This is a genomic window from Rhizobium sp. 10N414, from assembly GCF_056394785.1.
The window spans coordinates 1-16,208 of sequence record NZ_JBFTIN010000070.1 but is presented as its reverse complement, the minus strand read 5'-3'; the positions used below and the strand labels follow the sequence as shown (position 1 = coordinate 16,208).

The 16,208-nt window shown below is 58.4% G+C and carries 19 protein-coding genes and 2 pseudogenes; 9 read left to right on the top strand and 12 right to left on the bottom strand.

The annotated features are described in order from the left end of the window. The 7 genes from AC1DE4_RS30805 to AC1DE4_RS30775 all read right to left on the bottom strand — a co-directional run. Positions 1-287 (bottom strand): flavin reductase (locus AC1DE4_RS30805; RefSeq protein WP_477817894.1); only part of this gene is annotated, 287 nt, incomplete at its 3' end. Between the two features lie 413 nt (positions 288-700). After that, a complete protein-coding gene (locus AC1DE4_RS30800) occupies positions 701-997 on the bottom strand; it encodes a DUF982 domain-containing protein (protein ID WP_477817893.1) in 297 nt (98 codons plus the stop codon). A 96-nt stretch (positions 998-1,093) separates the two neighbouring features. Further along, positions 1,094-1,351, bottom strand: coding sequence for a hypothetical protein (locus tag AC1DE4_RS30795; RefSeq protein WP_477817892.1), 258 nt, complete (start codon positions 1,349-1,351; stop codon positions 1,094-1,096). Between the two features lie 49 nt (positions 1,352-1,400). After that, complete coding sequence (gene groL / locus AC1DE4_RS30790) at positions 1,401-3,029, bottom strand: chaperonin GroEL (protein ID WP_477817891.1); 1,629 nt, start codon at positions 3,027-3,029, stop codon at positions 1,401-1,403. Positions 3,030-3,076: 47 nt separating this feature from the next. Continuing rightward, a complete protein-coding gene (locus AC1DE4_RS30785; RefSeq protein ID WP_477817890.1) occupies positions 3,077-3,391 on the bottom strand; it encodes a co-chaperone GroES in 315 nt (104 codons plus the stop codon). 500 nt (positions 3,392-3,891) lie between these two features. Next, on the bottom strand, positions 3,892-4,137 hold the full coding sequence (locus AC1DE4_RS30780) for a hypothetical protein (protein WP_477884653.1): 246 nt from the start codon (positions 4,135-4,137) through the stop codon (positions 3,892-3,894). Positions 4,138-4,295: 158 nt separating this feature from the next. Then, positions 4,296-4,601 (bottom strand): DUF982 domain-containing protein, encoded by a 306-nt coding sequence (locus AC1DE4_RS30775; RefSeq protein ID WP_112657002.1) that lies wholly within the window; start codon positions 4,599-4,601, stop codon positions 4,296-4,298. A gap of 312 nt (positions 4,602-4,913) precedes the next feature. Between AC1DE4_RS30775 and AC1DE4_RS30770 the strand changes: the two genes are divergently transcribed. After that, positions 4,914-5,471: an SPW repeat protein gene (locus AC1DE4_RS30770; RefSeq protein ID WP_477884652.1), complete on the top strand. Its 558-nt coding sequence runs from the start codon at positions 4,914-4,916 to the stop codon at positions 5,469-5,471. A gap of 404 nt (positions 5,472-5,875) precedes the next feature. Here AC1DE4_RS30770 and AC1DE4_RS30765 read toward each other — a convergent pair whose 3' ends face one another. After that, a complete protein-coding gene (locus tag AC1DE4_RS30765) occupies positions 5,876-6,178 on the bottom strand; it encodes a DUF982 domain-containing protein (RefSeq protein ID WP_477884651.1) in 303 nt (100 codons plus the stop codon). 253 nt (positions 6,179-6,431) lie between these two features. On the opposite strand from AC1DE4_RS30765, the pseudogene AC1DE4_RS30760 reads away from it, so the two are divergent. Both AC1DE4_RS30760 and htpG read left to right on the top strand, forming a co-directional pair. Next, positions 6,432-7,516 (top strand): annotated as a pseudogene (locus tag AC1DE4_RS30760) (alpha/beta hydrolase). A 179-nt stretch (positions 7,517-7,695) separates the two neighbouring features. Beyond that, entirely contained in the window at positions 7,696-9,588 is a 1,893-nt protein-coding gene (gene htpG, locus AC1DE4_RS30755) for a molecular chaperone HtpG (RefSeq protein WP_477884650.1), read from the top strand. 261 nt (positions 9,589-9,849) lie between these two features. Here htpG and AC1DE4_RS30750 read toward each other — a convergent pair whose 3' ends face one another. Beyond that, the gene (locus tag AC1DE4_RS30750) at positions 9,850-10,035 is read right to left on the bottom strand and encodes a DUF2332 family protein (protein ID WP_477817895.1); all 186 of its coding nucleotides are present in this window, start codon (positions 10,033-10,035) and stop codon (positions 9,850-9,852) included. A gap of 202 nt (positions 10,036-10,237) precedes the next feature. Here AC1DE4_RS30750 and AC1DE4_RS30745 point away from each other — a divergent pair, with 202 nt between their 5' ends. The 3 genes from AC1DE4_RS30745 (at position 10,238) to AC1DE4_RS30735 (ending at position 11,375) form a co-directional block, all read left to right on the top strand. Next, positions 10,238-10,714 carry an Hsp20 family protein gene (locus AC1DE4_RS30745; protein WP_477884649.1) on the top strand — a complete coding sequence of 159 codons (477 nt, stop codon included), beginning with the start codon at positions 10,238-10,240 and terminating at the stop codon, positions 10,712-10,714. Positions 10,715-10,784: 70 nt separating this feature from the next. Continuing rightward, complete coding sequence (locus AC1DE4_RS30740) at positions 10,785-11,084, top strand: DUF982 domain-containing protein (RefSeq protein WP_477884648.1); 300 nt, start codon at positions 10,785-10,787, stop codon at positions 11,082-11,084. Between the two features lie 9 nt (positions 11,085-11,093). Beyond that, complete coding sequence (locus AC1DE4_RS30735; protein ID WP_477884647.1) at positions 11,094-11,375, top strand: hypothetical protein; 282 nt, start codon at positions 11,094-11,096, stop codon at positions 11,373-11,375. Between the two features lie 575 nt (positions 11,376-11,950). Here the strand turns inward: AC1DE4_RS30735 and groL (AC1DE4_RS30730) are convergent. Together groL (AC1DE4_RS30730) and groES are read right to left on the bottom strand one after the other, a co-directional pair. Beyond that, positions 11,951-13,579 (bottom strand): chaperonin GroEL, encoded by a 1,629-nt coding sequence (gene groL / locus AC1DE4_RS30730; protein ID WP_477884646.1) that lies wholly within the window; start codon positions 13,577-13,579, stop codon positions 11,951-11,953. A 52-nt stretch (positions 13,580-13,631) separates the two neighbouring features. Next, entirely contained in the window at positions 13,632-13,946 is a 315-nt protein-coding gene (gene groES, locus AC1DE4_RS30725; protein ID WP_477817882.1) for a co-chaperone GroES, read from the bottom strand. 213 nt (positions 13,947-14,159) lie between these two features. Here groES and AC1DE4_RS30720 point away from each other — a divergent pair. Beyond that, a pseudogene (locus tag AC1DE4_RS30720) lies at positions 14,160-14,408 on the top strand (Hsp20 family protein); the annotation flags it as partial. Positions 14,409-14,442: 34 nt separating this feature from the next. Beyond that, positions 14,443-14,952, top strand: coding sequence for an Hsp20/alpha crystallin family protein (locus tag AC1DE4_RS30715; protein ID WP_477884645.1), 510 nt, complete (start codon positions 14,443-14,445; stop codon positions 14,950-14,952). A gap of 504 nt (positions 14,953-15,456) precedes the next feature. Here AC1DE4_RS30715 and AC1DE4_RS30710 read toward each other — a convergent pair. After that, a complete protein-coding gene (locus AC1DE4_RS30710) occupies positions 15,457-15,702 on the bottom strand; it encodes a helix-turn-helix domain-containing protein (RefSeq protein WP_113472123.1) in 246 nt (81 codons plus the stop codon). Between the two features lie 119 nt (positions 15,703-15,821). On the opposite strand from AC1DE4_RS30710, the gene AC1DE4_RS30705 reads away from it, so the two are divergent. Then, a partial coding sequence (locus AC1DE4_RS30705) for a LysR family transcriptional regulator (RefSeq protein WP_477884644.1) occupies positions 15,822-16,208 on the top strand: 387 nt, incomplete at its 3' end.

Below are 16,208 nucleotides of genomic sequence, written 5' to 3'. Positions count from 1 at the left end.
TTGAGTACCGTTTCAAGTTCGCAGTCGATAACCGTCAGCGCATCTTTCAGCGCGGGCGTGCCGGTCGAAAGACTATACCATTGCGCGTCCTGATAGCGCTCGACCCCTCGCCGCCCATCGAAGCCGGCGAAGGACTGCGCGATATGCTGCTGGTCGACGGCAAGCACATTGACGCAGAAGCGACGATACCGTTCAACCACAGGCCAGGAAGACGAGAATGCGCGGTTTCGCTCGATGTTCGAGGCGAGGCTGAAAACGATCTCGGCCGTACGTGCTGCCATGTCCATGCCGGGCTCCGAGCCACCGGCCTGCAGATTCAACATGTTCATCACGGTGGAGGATTTAACCGGAACAGCGAACGTAGTCGTGTGACAGTAGTTGTTCGAGAAGTGTCGCCGCGTCGTGCTGCAACCGAGTACGACGGCGACTAATGCCCGCTAGCGCGAAGGCGACGTCATGCGCATTGTCGCGCAGCAGCTCGTCGCGGGAGCTGCGCAAAGTCGAGGAGAAGCTACCGAGGTCGGTTGCGAAAATCTCAAGCGGCTTCCGAAGTCGCATCAGGACGCATTGATTGCGAGTTCCCAGCCACACGCCGAAGGATGCCTGTGATCGACGGTCATTTCTGTACGCTGCCAAATTTGCGAAGTTGCGAGTGTCTGCAGCGCACCACTTTTTTGCAGCCAACGTGATGCCAGGCCGATCACGCTTTGCTAAAGCTGTCGGTGCGTAGCTTACGCAAATATGGCGCGACTTCGCCAACGTCGACGAGTTTGCCTTTTGGCTTCAAAAAGCGTCGAGAGTCCTCCCGCGCGGCAGGGAGGGAACGTTTGCCCGCCGCGGCATCTCGGCAAACCCTGACTGCCGTTTCATAAGAGAGATCGCGCTGCTCTGTAGGCCATTCGTCCAGAAGGTCGAAAGCGTCATCGAGCCCTGTTATTTCCTGCACAAAGTACTTTCTCTGAGCGAAAAGGGGTGAGTCAAACAGATCGAGTGCCACGGTTACCTCCTTTCAGGTTTGCTTGATGGTTGTGAACCTCGGCGGCTAGTGGCCTCCAAAGGTGCCAGTTTCCAGGCCGGCAGCGCGCCTCTCCTTTCATTCTTTGCTATTTGACGACGTTCGCACTCCGGTATCTGTATGCATCAGGTCACCCTGCAAATCGGACGATCGCATGGCGGCTGACATAAGATCATCGCGTTCGCGCAGCCCGCTGTTGAAGAGCCGCGCCACCAGCACGGTTAACTTTCCGATAGCGACCGGGTCTCTGGAAACTCCCCTTGTCTGGGAGATTTCCTTGACGACACTCGCGCACAAACGCGCCTCCTCCTTTGTTGGGGAAGACGTCGGATTCATTTCTCACTCCGGGAACGGCCCGCCCGACGGGCGGGCCTGGCTGATCCACCTAGAAGTCCATGCCGGCGCCAGCGGGGATCGCCGGAGCGGCTTCCTTCTTGGGTTTTTCGGCGATCATGGCTTCCGTCGTCACCAGCAGGCCGGCAACGGAGGCTGCATCCTGAAGCGCGGTGCGCACGACCTTGGCCGGGTCAATGACGCCCTGTGCGTAGAGATCACCATACTCGCCGGTCTGGGCGTTCCAGCCGTAGGAGAAGTCGGACTTCTCGCGCAGCTTGCCGACGATGATCGAACCTTCTGCGCCGGCATTCTCGGCGATCTGGCGCACCGGCGCCTCGATCGCGCGACGCACGATCTCAATGCCGACCCGCTGGTCCTGGTTGGCCGTGTTGAGATTGTCGAGGGCCTTGACGGCTCGCAGCAACGCCACGCCACCGCCCGGCAGAATGCCTTCCTCGACGGCCGCACGGGTAGCATGCAACGCGTCGTCGACGCGGTCCTTCTTCTCCTTCACTTCGACTTCCGTCGAGCCACCGACGCGGATGACGGCAACGCCGCCGGCGAGCTTGGCGAGGCGTTCCTGCAGTTTCTCGCGATCGTAGTCGGAGGTGGTTTCCTCGATCTGGGCGCGGATCTGCGCAACGCGGCCGTCGATCTCGGCCTTGGAACCGACGCCATCGATGACCGTCGTGTTCTCCTTCTCGATCGCGACCTTCTTGGCGCGGCCAAGCATGTTCAGCGTCACGTTCTCCAGCTTGATGCCGAGGTCTTCGGAAATGACAGTGCCGCCCGTCAGGATGGCGATGTCTTCCAGCATAGCCTTGCGGCGGTCGCCGAAGCCCGGTGCCTTGACGGCGGCGATCTTCAAGCCACCACGCAGCTTGTTGACGACGAGGGTGGCGAGAGCCTCGCCTTCGACGTCTTCAGCGATGATGAGGAGCGGTTTGCCGGATTGGACGACAGCTTCGAGAACCGGCAGCATCGATTGCAGGTTCGAAAGCTTCTTCTCGTGGATGAGGATATAAGGATCCTCGAACTCGACCCGCATCTTGTCGGCATTGGTCACAAAGTAAGGGCTAAGATAGCCGCGATCGAACTGCATGCCTTCGACGACTTCAAGTTCGGTTTCGGCCGTCTTGGCTTCCTCGACGGTGATGACGCCCTCATTGCCAACCTTTTCCATTGCCTCGGCAAGGTAACGGCCGATCTCTTCGTCGCCATTGGCCGAAATCGTACCGACCTGGGCGATCTCCGAATTGTTGGAGATCTTGCGCGCGTTGGTCTTCAGTTCCTTGACCACGGCGTCGACGGCAATGTCGATGCCGCGCTTCAGGTCCATCGGGTTCATGCCCGACGCCACCGCCTTGGCGCCTTCCTTGACGATTGCCTGGGCAAGCACCGTCGCGGTCGTTGTGCCGTCGCCAGCGAGATCGTTGGTCTTGGATGCCACTTCGCGCAGCATCTGGGCGCCCATGTTTTCGAATTTGTCTTCCAGGTCGATTTCCTTGGCGACCGAAACGCCGTCCTTGGTTATACGCGGCGCGCCGAAGGACTTTTCGATCACGACGTTGCGGCCTTTCGGCCCAAGCGTCACCTTCACAGCATTGGCAAGCACATCGACCCCACGCAGCATGCGTTCACGGGCATCGGTGTGGAACTTGACTTCTTTCGCAGCCATTTCTTTAACTCCTCAATAGGCAGCTAATTTAACTGATCGGTCGGCCTTCAGGCGGCCTGCTTCTGCTCTGCCGGGACTTCGATGATGCCCATGACATCGCTTTCTTTCATGATCAGCAGGTCCTCGCCGTTGATCTTGATCTCGGTGCCGGACCACTTGCCGAACACGATGCGATCACCGGCCTTGACGTCGAGCGCCTGGATCTGGCCGGCATCGTTGCGCGCGCCAGGGCCAACGGCGATGACCTCGCCTTCCTGCGGTTTTTCCTTGGCGCTATCTGGAATGATGATGCCGCCCTTGGTTTTCTCTTCGAACTCAACCCGGCGGACAAGAATGCGATCATGAAGCGGTCGGAACGACATGTTTTCCTCCGATGGACAAACAATGATGACGTTGTTCCCCGCCGGACCGGATGACCGGTCCGGGCGGGGGCAAAACCTCGTTCGAGCGTTTTGCGCAAAATGATCTGGTTTTGCGATTTTTCGATTTCAAGAGGTCAAAACAAAAAATAAGCACTCTTCAAATGCGGGTGCTAACATGCTGGAAAGAAACAAGAAACCTGGCATTTGGCGTTCAAAAATTCGTTGATGGCGGCAAAAAATTGCACCACCTTACAGACTGTTGCGAAACGGAGACGAAGCATGCGATTTTCATCGGATTTGGAGCGTCAGATCGGATCGCGACCAACCGGCCGGGTTGAATTCAACCGCCGATGCTTCCTCACACCTATGGCGGTCACGCGAGCGTGCGAAACTTCGGATGCCGGTGTGGAAAAGAGCCCCGCGTGTTCTGCGGCGTAAGGTCAGGGCTCCTTAAGTGGTCACGCCCCGAAGGCCGTGAGCGAAGCTCAAAGCGCGGTAGGCTACGTCTTGTTTCCATTTCCGCCGAGATCGAGGCCGCGCGCGGCATCGACGATATGCTTCAGATGTCCAACGTCGCGTACCCCCTGTTGATAGAGCTCGATGGTGATCGCGGTGATGCGATCTGCTTCCTCGGATCCAGGCTCTATCCCGAAGTCCCCGCAGATAGCATTCAAAACTGCCTGGCATTTGCGTAAGTCGTCGGAATTCAGGGGCTCATCGTAGCGACTGAAGTTTTTGCGAGACATCACAACATCCTCCATGAAGAACATCTCTTTTGCATTGCCATCGCCCAAAAAGGCCCCGCGAGAACAGCGGGGCACGCATTTGGACTTATGAAAGGTCGAGGGGAATGGCCTCTGGCCGATAAGTGCGGTTGCCGGTATTTGTTCCAGCTTTGTCGGATTCAGAAATGTCGGTGAGCGGTTTCTGATAAGCGTTGGCCGCTCGCTCGCCTGCTACCGCCTCGAACCGCAAGGCCTGCTTCCAGGCATGCCGCGAGGAAAAGCTCTTTGCTGACCGCGGGAGGAGTCTGTCGCCCGAGGGCGTTTCGGCAACTCGCTACTGCTGCGTCGTGATACGCACCGTGTACCTTGGGCCATTCGTTTTCAAGAAAGTCCAAGGTGTCGTGGATACTTTGGAACGACTTCTCAGTACCATTCGGAAGCCGAACATTTACGGGACTACTCCAAAGGATATCTGACGTCGGCATTTTTTCCTCCTTTTCCTACCAACGACAAATAACAAAAATTTAGGATTGGAGACGGGGGCGTGCAAGGGCTAGCGGGTGGGCGCTATCAGGCGGTTCAAGACCACCTATACGCCGCGGGGCGTGTTAGAGAGCCAGCCCCTCAACGAAATGCCTCGGACTTCGGCAGCCGGTGTGGCTCCGATGCCGATTACGCCCGCATGCAGATCCGGCTGGTCGACGACTTCAGAAAGGCGGGCCACCGCATTCGGCGACAGATCTCCGGAGGGCTAACGGCTCGAAGGGGCATGGCGCGGCAGCAGAGCGACAGGATCAATGACCACCTTTCGTATGGAATCAGACCGCCGCTCCTCGCTGCGAGACGTTCCGATGCACCCGACAGACGCCGCCAGGAAGCCTTGCCGAGATAGGATGTCTATGGATGTTCGGAGCGGTCGGCAGAAGGAGTGGCACATAGTTCCAAGCATACACGCGATCTTCCAACATCGATGTCAGCCGCCGTCTTGTCTTGGGAAGGTCGAAGAACGGGTTTCTCTTTTAGCAATACTCAACACGGTGAATGCCGTGGCAGGAGCGGTATTGTTTGTCTGCCCGTGGGTGCTGAGCTACGAAGGGTCTTTGCTCGCATCAATCAACGCATGGATCGGTGGGCTGGCATTGACGGTTCCCGCCGTCGCTGCTGCAACGGACATCTGGCCAAAGCTAAATTTGGCATGTCTGTCGATCGGCGTCTGGATCTTCGCAGCGCCATGGCTTCTGGACTTTTCGAACAACGCTGACCCTGCCACCTCACATCTCGCGGCAGGGGCCATAGCGATTCTTGTCTCCCTTGTATGCTTAGGTGGCAGATGGCTCACGAGACCGTATCAATGAAGTTGCCGCCGCAAGTCAACGCCTCGAACCGTCGGTATAGGAGTTCGGCGGTGGTTGCCTGAGCGCAATTGAACACCGCCGCAGCAGGGGTATGAGGAGGTCAACGAACAGAATAAGCAAGTGATCGACATGATTGGGGTTATGATAGCCCGGGACGTGCAAGGAGCTCAATGCTCGCAAATTTGACCTGGACCCAATCCGCGTATCGCTATACCGGCCCGCGTTGGGCGCAGCCGGACAGCGCCGCCGCAACGACGGTTTTGTATTCCACACGGTTATCAACCTGGTGGGCTCAATCCGGCTGAGTTCTCCCAGCGCTTCGGCAAGGGGCTGGATTTCGATAAGCTGACGACCAGCGAACGTTCGAAGGTTGGGGCACTAAGAGGTGCCCCAACCCAGCCATTCTAGGCAAGCGAGTGTTGACCGCCAGCGCCAGTCTTCGTCCCGAGCGGTCGATCTGCGCCCGTTGACAATCCCGCATCGCGGCAGGCGTCAATGAACGCTTCGCGCGCGATGGTGACTGGCGTCATTCGGTTTAGAGCACGGCGGCACGTTTGAACCGCCCGATTGTAATTTCTGCCTCGATAGATGGCCCAATCCCCTTCCAGAAAGTCGAGCGCGTCGTTGACAGAAGCGAAGACCTGGGGGCTCTCGTCTTTCATGCGGACGGCGACGGGCGTCATCCAAACCAATTCCAGGTGAAGCATGATGTCCTCCTTTCGCATTCAAACCGGATGAAAAAGAAGTAAAGAAAATATCGGTGCCGACAGAGTGTATTTCAAGACATCAGAACCTGCTACATTGTAGACGCCGACTGACCATCCGAGCGACAGATCGTCACCTTATCCCTTCCATACACAATGACAGCGGAGGCGCGAGGTATCCTCTCACCGCGCCAGCCGGGCTCAGGACGTCCTGCGGCCACTCGCCGTCGCCCCCACCGGCACCACTCGGGTCACGATGCTTGTCGCCACGACGCGCAAGCCTTCGGAGGATCTTGGCAAGCTCTATTCCGGCGACCGCGGAACGGCGATCTCGCTCAACAGCGTCGTCGACGTGTCCATCCCGCCCGACCGGAACCGCAAAATTGGAGAGGTGCAGTGGCCGTTGCGCATGCCGCCCAACCCGCAAAAGGAGTTCGCGGTCACGCAGGTCGCCAAGGTCCAGTCCGAAGGGCAGGCCTTAAACTGGTACCGGGCAAATCGAAACAAGAAGCATCAGGTCATCATCTTCGTTCATGGATTCAACAACACCTATGCCGATGCGGTCTTCCGCTTCGCACAGATCGTCCATGACTCGGGAGGCGACGCCGCGCCCATCCTTTTCACCTGGCCGTCCAGGCGGCGCGGCTTCGATTACCTCTACGATAAGGAGAGCGCCAACTACTCGCGCCACGCCCTCGAGGATCTGATCCTCCAGGCGGTGAAGAGCCCCGACGTCTCCGATGTGACGATCCTCGCTCACTCGATGGGCGGCTGGCTCGCGGCGGAGGCATTGCGGGGCGTCGCCATGCGCGAGAAATCGATCCCGGCGAAGGTGAAGAACGTCGTGCTCGCATCGCCGGACATCGATGTTGACGTCTTCCGCCGCCAGTTCACGGAAATGGGACCGAAGCGGCCGCACTTTGTTATCCTGACATCGAAACACCACAAGGCGCTGGAAGTCTCGGGCTGGCTTTCGGGCGGGGTCAAACGGCTCGGCGGGTCCGATCTCAGACCTTACGCACCTCTTTTCAACGAACTCGGCGTTTCTGTCATCGACACGAGCGCGATCGCGACGAACGACCCGCTCGGCCACAACGCCTTCGCCGACAGCCCGGAGATCGTGCGTCTCCTCGGGCGGCGGCTGGCCGGCAGCCCCTCGATGGCGGAAAGGCAAGCGCGGCAGACCAGATTGGCGTGACGGCCGCAAATTTTGCAGGCTCGGCTGCACGTCTCGCAATCGCGGCACCCGTCGCCGTCATCAGCCCGGAGGCGCGAGCAATTTTGAAGGAGGAACTCTCATCCGACGGTGCAGCGATCAAGAATGGGCAGATCACATACTGAACCTTGTCCCGCAAACGGCCGGGATCGGATCGCAAGATGGAAGAAGCCTGCACGATAAGGCCCCCCGGTGCCCGCCGAAGTCCGGCCGTCTGAATTCTCATGGTCGATGAATGATGGCGCTTGAAATTTAATACCGGAAAAACCACTTGACCGGCGATTTCCGTACGATGGAGTTATCAATGACGACAGTAGAAGAGCGGCAGCCCGAGCAACACGTATTCGAAGCCGATGTCAGCCGACTCCTGCACATGATGGTGCATTCGGTTTACTCGGACAAAGATGTATTCCTCCGGGAATTGATCTCGAACGCGGCGGATGCCTGCGAAAAGCTGCGGTATGAGTCGATTTCCAAGCCGCAGCTCTCGTCCGATGGGATCCAGCCGGCAATTCTCGTGACGCTTAATGAAGGGGCGCAGACACTCGCGATCGAAGACAGCGGCATCGGCATGAACCGCGACGAGATGATCAACGCGCTTGGCACGATCGCGCGCTCGGGGACGAAAGCGTTCATGGATCGGCTTGAGGCGGCCAAAGCTGGAGAAAAAGCGGAACTTATCGGCCAATTCGGCGTCGGCTTCTATTCATCGTTTATGGTCGCTCACCGTGTCGATGTGATCTCGCGCCACGCCGGCGAGGGCGAGGCCTGGAAATGGTCATCCGACGGCAAAGGAAGCTATGACATTGTTGCGGTCGATCTCGGACACGCACCGGCACGCGGTACTCGCGTCGTGCTACATCTCATGGAAGATGCGAAGAAATATACGAGCAAATGGACGGTCGAGAAGATCATTCGCGATCGATCCGGCCACGTACCTGTACCGATCCGTCTCGTTGAGAAAGACGGCGCCGAGCCGTCACAGATCTCCGATGGTGCAGCGCTTTGGATCAAGCAGAAGAGCGAAATATCCAAGGAGGATTACAAGGATTTCTATCGTAGCGTCTCGGGTCAGTACGACGAGCCGCTGAGTAACGTGCATTTCCACGCTGAGGGCCGACACGAATATACGACGCTTGCCTTCATACCCGGCTCGCGGCCATTTGACCTGTTCGATCCAGACCGACAGGGTCGGATGAAGCTCTACGTGAAGCGCGTCTTCATAACCGATGAGGCCGAATTGTTACCGCGCTACCTGCGGTTCGTCCGCGGAATCGTCGATACCTCGGATCTGCCGCTCAACATCTCCCGCGAGATGATCCAGGAGAGTCCAGTCCTCGCCGCCATAAAAAAAGGCGTGACTAGCCGGATCCTCTCCGCACTAGAAAAGATGGCCGAGGGCGAAGCCGATACGTTTTCCAAGTTCTGGGATCTGTTCGGAGCAATTCTCAAGGAAGGCATTTATGAGGACTTCGAGCGGCGCTCGCAGTTGCTGAAGCTGGCGCGCTTCCGCAGCACTGTGTCTGGCGAGGCGACGCGCAGCTTGGCCGACTATCTGGCCACGATGAGGGAAGGGCAGTCGGCGATATATTACATCAGCGGCTCCACTCTGGACCAACTGAAATCGTCGCCGCACCTTGAAGGGTTCCGGGCCAAAGGTATCGAAGTCCTCCTGCTTACCGACGGCGTGGATAACTTTTGGCCGACCAACGTTCCAGATTTCGAAGGCAAGCCTTTCAAATCGGTCACCCAAGGTCTTGCCGATCTGGACGCTGTTGCCGACGAAGGAGGCACCAATGAGGGGGGGCGGCAAGCTTCTCCCGAAGTGGAGGCGTTCATCGATTTCGCGCGAAGTGCCCTCGGTGAGGAGGTTGCTGATGTTCGTGTTTCCGGCCGGTTGACCGAAAGCGCGGTCTGCCTTGTAGCGTCGGAGCATGGCCCTGATCGCCAACTCGAAAAACTGCTTCAAGGGGCGGGGCGGTTGCAAACAGCATCGAAGCCGATCCTGGAGATCAATGGGCAGAGCGAGCTTGTTAAAAACATTGCGTCAGTGGACGATGAGGCGTTTCGCGAGGATGCTGCGTGGCTTTTGCTTGACGAAGCGCGCATTCTCGACGGGGACAAACCAGCCAACCCGCGCGCGTTCGCCAACCGGCAGGCAAGGCTGTTTGCGCTTGCGATGAGACACAGCAAGTAACAAACTTCGGCGAGGTGGCCAATGGCTGCCTTTCCAAAACTTGGCCAACGAATGTGACAGCGTTTTCTCAAATGATATTCCATGATCAGCTAATTGTACTCAGCATAGCCCACTAAGCTCTATTTTCGGATGTTTTGAATTTTCACCGGCCCGGACCCACCGGGTCGGCGGTTCGTATCCCATCAACACCAAGAATGTCTTGGGCCATGGGCGCCACGTCGGTTGTTGAGTTCGAAGTCGCCATTGCGTAGAGGCCGCGGGTTAGAGCCACTCAATCCAGCGACCATGGTGGTCGCAGGAGGCGAGTTGCCTGGTTTCGCCGCGTGGCCAAATCGTCAGCCGCTGCACCGCATGTGGTGCGCCGGCGGCGAGCGGTTCCACCGAAAGCCATGCGAGCGGAGACGGTTCCGTGGCGATAGCGCCGACTTGAGGTATTGCCCCCGCGATTGAATCTCTATTCGAAAAGCGGAACTCGATTGAATGGTTCGCCAGGACTGGAACACGCTAATTTTTCTCAAGCGCAGCTCTTGAATCTGAAATTCTCAAAAACCAAATCGATATCGGCCAGCCGCTGAGGATAGGGCTGGCCTTGCTGGAAGCGCCATCTTTCGGCGCTTCGTACCCATGTTGCTTCAAGGAGGATATGGCTATGGCAACATCCTACGACTACGCACCGCTGTTCCGATCCAGCGTCGGTTTCGATCGGGTCTTCAATCTGCTCGAAAATGCTCAGCGCGCCCGCTCGATCAGCGACTGGCCGCCCTATGACATTGTCAAGACTGGCGATGACAGCTATCGGATCTCGATAGCGGTGGCAGGTTTCGCCCAAGACGATCTCGACATCACCTTTCAGTCCAACCTTCTGACTGTGACCGGCAAGAAGCAGGAGGCAGCAAACGAAGGCTACCTCCATCGCGGCATAGCCGGCCGGCCGTTCGAACACCGGTTCGAGCTGGCCGACCATGTCAGGGTGAACGGAGCGGATTTAAAGAACGGTCTCCTGTCCGTGGATCTCGTTCGCGAGGTTCCGGAGGAAATGAAGCCGCGCAAAATCGCCATCGAGACCGCTTCAAGTGTTGAGCCGTCGGCTTCTCCCACGCAGATCGAAGCGCAGAAGGCCGCCTAAGCAGAACCCCTCAAGGAGGGCGTCGCTGCGGCGGCGCCCGTCAACATCGCGGGTTGGAAAGGAGAGCGTAATGAAACCCGACATGTTCAAAGAGCCTGTTTCTATTCTGGTCGGCCTGGGCTTTCCGGCCGAAGTGCGCAGCGCGATGGATGCCTACAGGCATCTCGTCGAGTGGCCTGAGGCGCACAGAGACAGCGCGCACTCCGTTGCGCTTAAGGCCTGCGGAGCTGCGCTGCGCGGTGAAATCGAAGCGGAGACCGCCCGCGGCCTGTTTGCCGCCTTTGCTGAAAAGCACGATCTGCTGGCGCCGGAAACCAACGTCCTCGTCGCGTCTCGCCTGCGGCAGGACAGGGATCCGCACGTACGCTGAGGTAAATCGATGATGGACAATATGTTGGAGCAGGCTGCCAGCAATGCCATGACGATCGGGCCAACAGTTCTAGCGCCGCAAGGTCTGCTGTTTCGACGGCCAATCGATGTGGTAAGGGCGCCATCACTTTCTGTCGACGATAAGCGAACGATCCTCGCGGCATGGGCTTCGGACTTTTACGCGATCGATTCGAAACCGTCCCTCCGTCATGTTCCAGGAACACCGGAGCCAGTTTCGATCGATGAGATTCAGTCTGCCCTCCGAGAACTCGATCGGCGCTACGCCACCTGAGACGACGCTTCGGGCCGTCTGTCTCGTCGACTTCCGCAGCCGCTTGATGGCTTGATCAAGCGAGCGCTGTTCGTCGCCGCCAGGCTCTCCTCGCGGAGCGCTGGCGGCATTTACTGACTCCGGCTTGCGAACGGGCGTTATTCGCAAAGGCTCTACGAGGAGTGGCGATCGCCCCGGTGGCGAGTGCGAGGACATGGCCCGATGCGAGAAGGCGACAAACGTCCAGCGAGCAGTCTCGAAATTAATCGCTCGCGAGGCTGCCCCGTAGGCATTGAGCGCAACGGCGTGCTATGGCTTCGATAGCGCCGGCGCCGGAAATCCGACATCCTTAAGAATTGTGACTGTCCCTCATTCCCAAGGTCGTGCGTCGGGCAACCATCGACTGAATCATGGTGGGGGTTCAACCCTCCGCGAAACAGATCAAGCACGATCGCGGTCCCGGCACTCTAAGGCCGCCGCGCGTTCCGCGACGGTCGCGACAGAAAACGCCGCACCCATTCGGGCGCAACACATGTCTTATTTCACAGATCTACCGACCGTCCACGTCCTGAAAGGTCGCGGACTTGTCGTTTCAATCAGAAGTCCATGCCGCCTCCCGGCATCGGTGGGAGCGGTACATCCTTCTTCGGCTTCTCGGCGACCATTGCCTCGGTGGTAATCAGTAAACCGGCGATCGAGGCGGCGTCTTGCAGCGCGGTGCGAACGACCTTGACCGGATCGATCACGCCCTGATCGTAAAGATCGCCGAACTCGTTGGTCTGGGCGTTCCAGCCGTAGCCAAAATCGGTCGTCTCGCGCAGCTTGCCGACGATGATCGAGCCCTCGGCACCTGCATTCTCGGCGATCTGGCGCACTGGCGCCTCGATTGCACGGCGGACGATCCCGATGCCGTGCGTCTGGTCGGCATTCTCGGTCTGAACGCTATCCAGTGCTTTGACAGCTCTCAACAACGCCACACCACCGCCGGGCAGCACGCCCTCCTCGACGGCCGCGCGCGTGGCATGCATGGCGTCGTCGACACGGTCCTTGCGTTCCTTCACCTCGACCTCGGTCGAGCCGCCGACGCGGATGACGGCCACACCGCCGGCAAGCTTGGCCAGCCGCTCCTGCAGCTTTTCCCGATCGTAGTCCGACGTGGTTTCCTCGATCTGCGCCTTGATCTGTGCGACGCGGCCCTGGATCTCCGTCTTCGAACCAGCGCCGTCGACGATCGTCGTGTTTTCCTTCTCGACGACGACTTTTTTTGCGCGGCCAAGCATGGTGAGGGTCACATTCTCGAGCTTGATGCCGAGGTCTTCAGAGACTGCGGTGCCGCCTGTTAGGATCGCTATGTCCTCCAGCATCGCCTTGCGGCGGTCGCCAAAGCCTGGAGCCTTGACGGCAGCCACCTTCAGGCCGCCGCGCAGCTTGTTGACGACGAGCGTCGCCAGCGCCTCGCCTTCGACGTCCTCGGCAATGATAAGCAAAGGCTTCCCGGACTGAACCACGGCCTCGAGAACCGGCAGCAACGCCTGCAGGTTCGAGAGCTTCTTTTCGTGGATCAGGATGTAGGGTTCCTCGAGCTCAACCCGCATCTTGTCTGGGTTGGTGACAAAATAGGGCGAGAGATAACCACGGTCGAACTGCATACCTTCGACGACTTCCAACTCTGTCACCGCGGTCTTGGCTTCCTCGACGGTGATCACCCCTTCGTTGCCGACTTTTTCCATCGCTTCCGCGAGGAAACGGCCTATCTCGCTGTCGCCATTGGCCGAGATGGTGCCAACCTGGGAGATTTCGTCGTTCTTAGTGACTTTACGGGCGTTCCTCTTCAGTTCCTCGACCACAGCTTCGACTGCTTTGTCGATACCGCGCTTTAGGTCCATCGGGTTCATGCCCGACGCTACAGCCTTCGCACCTTCCTTGACGATCGCCTGGGCGAGAACTGTCGCAGTGGTAGTGCCGTCACCAGCGATGTCGCTGGTCTTCGAGGCAACTTCCCGCACCATCTGTGCGCCCATGTTCTCGAACTTGTCCTCCAGCTCGACTTCCTTGGCCACAGTGACGCCGTCCTTGGTGATCCGGGGCGCGCCGTACGACTTGTCGATAACGACATTGCGCCCCTTGGGGCCGAGCGTAACCTTGACCGCATTTGCGAGGATATCGACACCGGCCAGCATCTTCTCGCGGGCGTCGGAATGGAATTTCACTTCCTTGGCAGCCATTTTTCTGCTCCTTCCTCAGGCTAGAATTCCTTGTTAGAAGGCGGTATCGACCCTACGCCGCATTTCTCGCAGCGGCGTCCACCTCGATCACGCCCATCACATCAGATTCCTTCATGATCAGAAGATCCTCGCCATTGAGCTTGATCTCGGTGCCCGACCATTTGCCGAACAGGATGCGATCTCCCACTTTCACGTCGAGGGGTTGCAACTGCCCACTGTCGTCGCGCGCACCGGGGCCGGCGGCAACGACCTCACCTTCCTGTGGCTTTTCCTTCGCCGTGTCTGGGATAATGATGCCGCCGGCCGTCTTTTCCTCGGCCTCGATGCGGCGAACCAGGATGCGGTCATGCAAGGGACGGAACGTCATGTCGCTCTCCTCAGATTCAAGAGGTGCTCCGCGCAGCATTCGGAGCGAAGCCGACGCGGGACGCGCGATTCTTTCGCCATCGCGCGTAATTCGATCTGGTTTATGATCTTTGGAGTTTCAAGAGGCAGATTGACATTTTTAGCACTCTGGCCCGTCGAGTGCTAACCAGCGTGAAATGATACGGCTATTTCATGTCGGCGGCGGTTTGGAGTACACCTCCATCAAGGCCTTGCTCTGAGGCCGTTTGCGCGCAGATTTGAACTCGCCGATCACGTCATCGTCGAGGGCGCGACGCTCGAAAACGGGCTACTCGTCATCGATCTCAAAAAAGAAATACCTGAGGAGATGAAGCCACGTCGTATCGCCATTCAGTCCGAGACGACGAAGGCAGCTTCGAAGCAGATCGAAGGCGACAAAGGCCTAGCACGACAGAACTGTGCAACCATCGCCTGTTTGCACTAAGAAAGAGACAGAAACGGAAGAAAGGATGACAGCCATGAGTGTACGTGACCTGATCCCGTGGAGCCGTGGGAGCAGCCAGCTTCCGAGCACCTATCGCGGTGATGACATGGATCCATTCCTGTCACTGCACCGCAACGTCAACCGTCTGTTCGACGAAGTCTTTCGCGGCTTCGGCCCGCCATCGTTGTTCGGTGACACGGCGCCTTTCCATGGCACGTGGCCGCACGTGGAGATCGAAGAGAATGACAGCGAGATACGCGTAATAGCGGAGGTTCCGGGCATCGATTCAGACGAGATCGAGGTATTGGTGGGGGATGGCATGCTTACGCTTCGCGGCGAGAAAAAGTCGGAAACTGAGGACAAGGACCGCCGGTTCAGCGAGCGCTACTACGGGCGATTCGAACGGCGGCTGGCTCTTGACCGCCAGATCGATGAGGATAAGGTCGCCGCAACGTTCAAGAACGGTCTCCTCGCAGTAACGCTGCCGAAGACCGAAAAGGCGCGAGCCAATGTCAAGCGGGTCACCATCGACAGCACCAAATAATAACGGCCGCCACCGCAAGCCAGCCGGGTGTGGACGTGCCCGGCTGGGTTTGCTTGGGCAGTAAACGATGACGTCGATGAGGAACCCCTTGCACGAAAGGCGCGCGCCGCGAAACGTTGACGTCAATCGCCAAGGGCTGGCTGGCGCCGGGCTGGGCTCTCAAAGCTTCTAAGCCGTTGAATAACGTGACACCCGTTTCCGCGACAACCATTTGACCATGCCATAGGCCCAATGCGGCAACGAATCACAGCGTTCGCCCGAGGCCGAGATGATCTCGTCAGCGCGGACAACTTCCACCCGGATCGGTACTCTCAGATGTTAGCGAATCGGGCCGAACATTGTCCCTCCGAAATGCCACCGTTTCCCGGCGTACTCACAACCAGCAGACCCAGAATCGCTATCGCTAGTGCCTTCTTTGGCATTGTTCGCCAATCTAAACTTTAACTATTCACAGGCGGATCGGGTCGCCTACGAGCTGCAAGCAACACGCGCTTAGCTCCACGTCTAATGCCGATCCTGTGATCGAAGGCGGACGCCTATTCCTCCATCGGTAATCTCACCTTCACTCTGAAAGGTTATGCCTGCGGCCTCGAAGGTGAGCGTCAATAGACGAAGGTTGCTGTCGCGCATCTCTCCCCCTCTTTCGAATGCTCGAATGGATACCGCGCTGATCGAAGTCTTCTCGGCGAGGTCTTTCTGGGTCCAGTCGAGAAGCGCCCTAGCTGCGCGGCACTGAGATGGCTTGAGCATAAAACTTTCTATTTTCGCAAGTTGAGAGTTGAAAAAGAAACTTAAGCGTGCTAACTGGCTATAACTTATCTTTTGCGAAGCATCGTGGCAATGAAGCGCACGTGCGGCGGAGCTCATTCATGGAACTGCGCCAACTCACCTACTTCAAAGCGGTGGCCGAGGAACTGCACTTCGGCCGGGCGGCAGCCAGGATGTGCATTGCCCAGCCGGCCCTCAGCAATCATGTGATGTCGCTGGAAAGGGAGCTTGGCTGTCCGCTGTTCATCCGCTCGACCAGAAGAGTGGAACTGACCAGGGCAGGGGAGACGTTCTACGATCGCTGTGTGCGGATCTTGAGCGACATCGACCTGACGACCGAACTGACGCGGGCAGCCGGCGGCAGCCGCATCCGACAGATCAGGATCGGCAGCATCTACCCGGCCACCATGGGCATGCTGCCGACCTTCCTTGCCAAGATCGCCCGCAAGTATCCCGATGTCCGCATCCACATCGCGTCTGGCAATACC